The organism is uncultured Nostoc sp. (genome assembly GCF_964247315.1).
Taxonomy (GTDB): Bacteria; Cyanobacteriota; Cyanobacteriia; order Cyanobacteriales; family Nostocaceae; genus Nostoc.
The window spans coordinates 1-2371 of sequence record NZ_CAXTTT010000251.1 but is presented as its reverse complement, the minus strand read 5'-3'; the positions used below and the strand labels follow the sequence as shown (position 1 = coordinate 2371).

Sequence of the window (2371 nt, the reverse complement as noted above, 5' to 3'; positions counted from 1 at the left end):
TTATTTTGAAATCTTTCTTAGTTTTTATTAGTAAATAAGATGCGTTTGCCCTGGCATCACTTCAGGTAAGAAATAATGAGCGCCATTGCACAGAACGATCAATTCAACAGGTTCAACACTAGAGCAAATGTACTGCATTGCTTCTCGGATAGCGATCGCCAGCATCATCACCAAATCCGGCTCTTGAGATGCATCAATTTGAGTCTTTTGTTGAATAGCCGTAGTCCGATTAGGCAGCGAACAAGCTTGAAATAGAACAATTTCTCTACTGTTTTGGAACATCTGACAGGCTACCTCAAAAGCTCCTAAACCTGCTAGAGGCCCCATTCCATCTAATAGTAGTAAAGGAGGCGCTTGAGTCTGTTTTGGTCTCAGCACAATCACTTCATTGGGATAACTTTGATCCTCAACAACTTCTGAGCGTAGCTTTTTGTTGTGAGCGAGCGCACACAGATGTTGTCGAAAATCTAAAGTTGCAGCAATAGCTTGTTGAGCATCCTCAAAAAAATGTTAAGCTTGAGGTTTAAGGCACGGATAGCAGATGTTTTGCTGCATTTATTTCTTGTCTCATCTCTATAGTTAGTGCTTCCATTACAGTACCTAACCGAGTCAGGTACTCCTTAAACAAAAGTTTTGCTTGTGTATAGTCAATTGGAGTATTAGTAGCTTCGCTGTACTCATTCAAGGCTTTGACGATCACTTGAAAATGAGCCACTTCCGTTTCATCTGCAACATGAACACCGATATAGAACAAAGCTTTCTTTTTTTCTTCAGGGGAGAAGTGGTAATATTTATCAATTAATTCTGAAAAAGCAAATAAGGCTCGCGTATACTCACCGTGATTGTAAATTTCTGAAAACATATTTGTGAGTAAACCTTTGAAAATATCATCTACCACCATGTTGTGATATATCCATTTCTGAAAATCACGCGCTTGGGGTAAACAATATTCATCTAATTGCCAAGAGTAGTTTCCTAAAAAGCTGTTAGCAAAATCTTCATAGAGTGCGGCGTGAGTTACACCTTCGTAGTCTAACCCTAAATCTTCGTAACTAGTTTCAGCATTGAAGGCGCTAGCTAACAATAATTGTTCCCGTTCTTGAGTATCTCTGCTTAAAGCAATACGTTGTAAACGGCAAGATAGCCCATATATAGCTAACATCTTCAAGTGTGTAGCTTTCCAGGAATAAAAGAATGTGGCTAGCATTTTGCTTGACCAGCAATGAGTAGGTAACAGCTCAAAAAAGTTTTCACAATGTTGCAGTGGCTCACTAGGTTCCAAGAAACTCTGACTCAAAGCCTGTTTCAACTTTTCGTCAGAAACCATGTTGATAATACTGGTAATCGTGCTGATAATGCTGGATGTTGACGCGATCATAAATATAGATGTTAAAGGTTAAAGACTCCCTTTTCACCTGGAAGATTGTATCAATCTTTTTCAAGCTAATGTTGGGCATATTTTTCAGGTTGTCAGCAATAGAATCCGTTCCGAAAGTTTATACTTACAGAGGTTTAGAAATTTTCATGTAAACGAATAAAAACCAAAATAGTAAATATGAATTTTTTGGATAACTTTTGCAAATACCCTTGCTCTAAAAGTTTATTAAAGCATTTTCATTTGAAATTAAACAAGTACATAAATGTCATATATTTATCTCTGCTGCAAGATATTTTTAGTTACTGCCTCACAGATCAGTTTTTTGTCAATATATAAGTATCACAACTTTGAACATACAATGCCATAAATATTGTTTTTGTACATATATATAAAATTTTGTCAATCAATAAAATTCATATTTTTAGTGAAAATGTATTAATTTTGATAACAGAAAATCAAATATAAATTATTAATAAAATATTGCTAAATTGGGAGACAATTCATTGTAGGCGGTAGTTTATTGTTATTTAAACTAGCTCAAAACAATGATTGCCCAAGAAATTATCAAACGCTATGCAGCTAAGGAAAGAGATTTTCAACACCTGAATTTAAGCCAGATTTATTTGCAGGGTGTTGATTTTAGTAGTGTTGATTTTAGCTATGCTAACCTCAGTAGTGCCAATCTCAGTGAGGCTAACTTGAGTTGTGCCACCCTGGTTTGGACAGATTTAAATCGAGCGGACTTCCAAAAAGCCAATTTGCAAAACGCAAACTTGTTAAATGTGAGTCTACTGTGGGCAAACTTAAGTTACGCTAATCTAACTAGAGTAAACTTAACCAATGCTCACTTAAATTATGCCAAGCTTGATTCTGTCTGCTTACGAGAGGCAAATTTAACAGATACTGATTTAGAAAATGCTTGTTTGACTCAAGCAGACTTAACCCGAATTTCTCACAAACTCAGAAAAAAGCGGAGGTTAAAACTGGTAAAAT

At 35.9% G+C, this 2371-nt stretch carries 3 protein-coding genes; 1 reads left to right on the top strand and 2 read right to left on the bottom strand.

The genetic code is table 11. From position 1 onward, the window contains the following. Nucleotides 1–27: 27 nt before the first annotated feature. Both ACFE93_RS34420 and ACFE93_RS34415 read right to left on the bottom strand, forming a co-directional pair. On the bottom strand, nucleotides 28–378 hold the full coding sequence (locus ACFE93_RS34420; protein WP_375480588.1) for a hypothetical protein: 351 nt from the start codon (nucleotides 376–378) through the stop codon (nucleotides 28–30). A 145-nt stretch (nucleotides 379–523) separates the two neighbouring features. Continuing rightward, nucleotides 524–1378 carry a hypothetical protein gene (locus tag ACFE93_RS34415; RefSeq protein ID WP_375480586.1) on the bottom strand — a complete coding sequence of 285 codons (855 nt, stop codon included), beginning with the start codon at nucleotides 1376–1378 and terminating at the stop codon, nucleotides 524–526. A gap of 545 nt (nucleotides 1379–1923) precedes the next feature. Between ACFE93_RS34415 and ACFE93_RS34410 the strand changes: the two genes are divergently transcribed. Then, a partial coding sequence (locus tag ACFE93_RS34410) for a pentapeptide repeat-containing protein (RefSeq protein WP_375480584.1) occupies nucleotides 1924–2371 on the top strand: 448 nt, incomplete at its 3' end.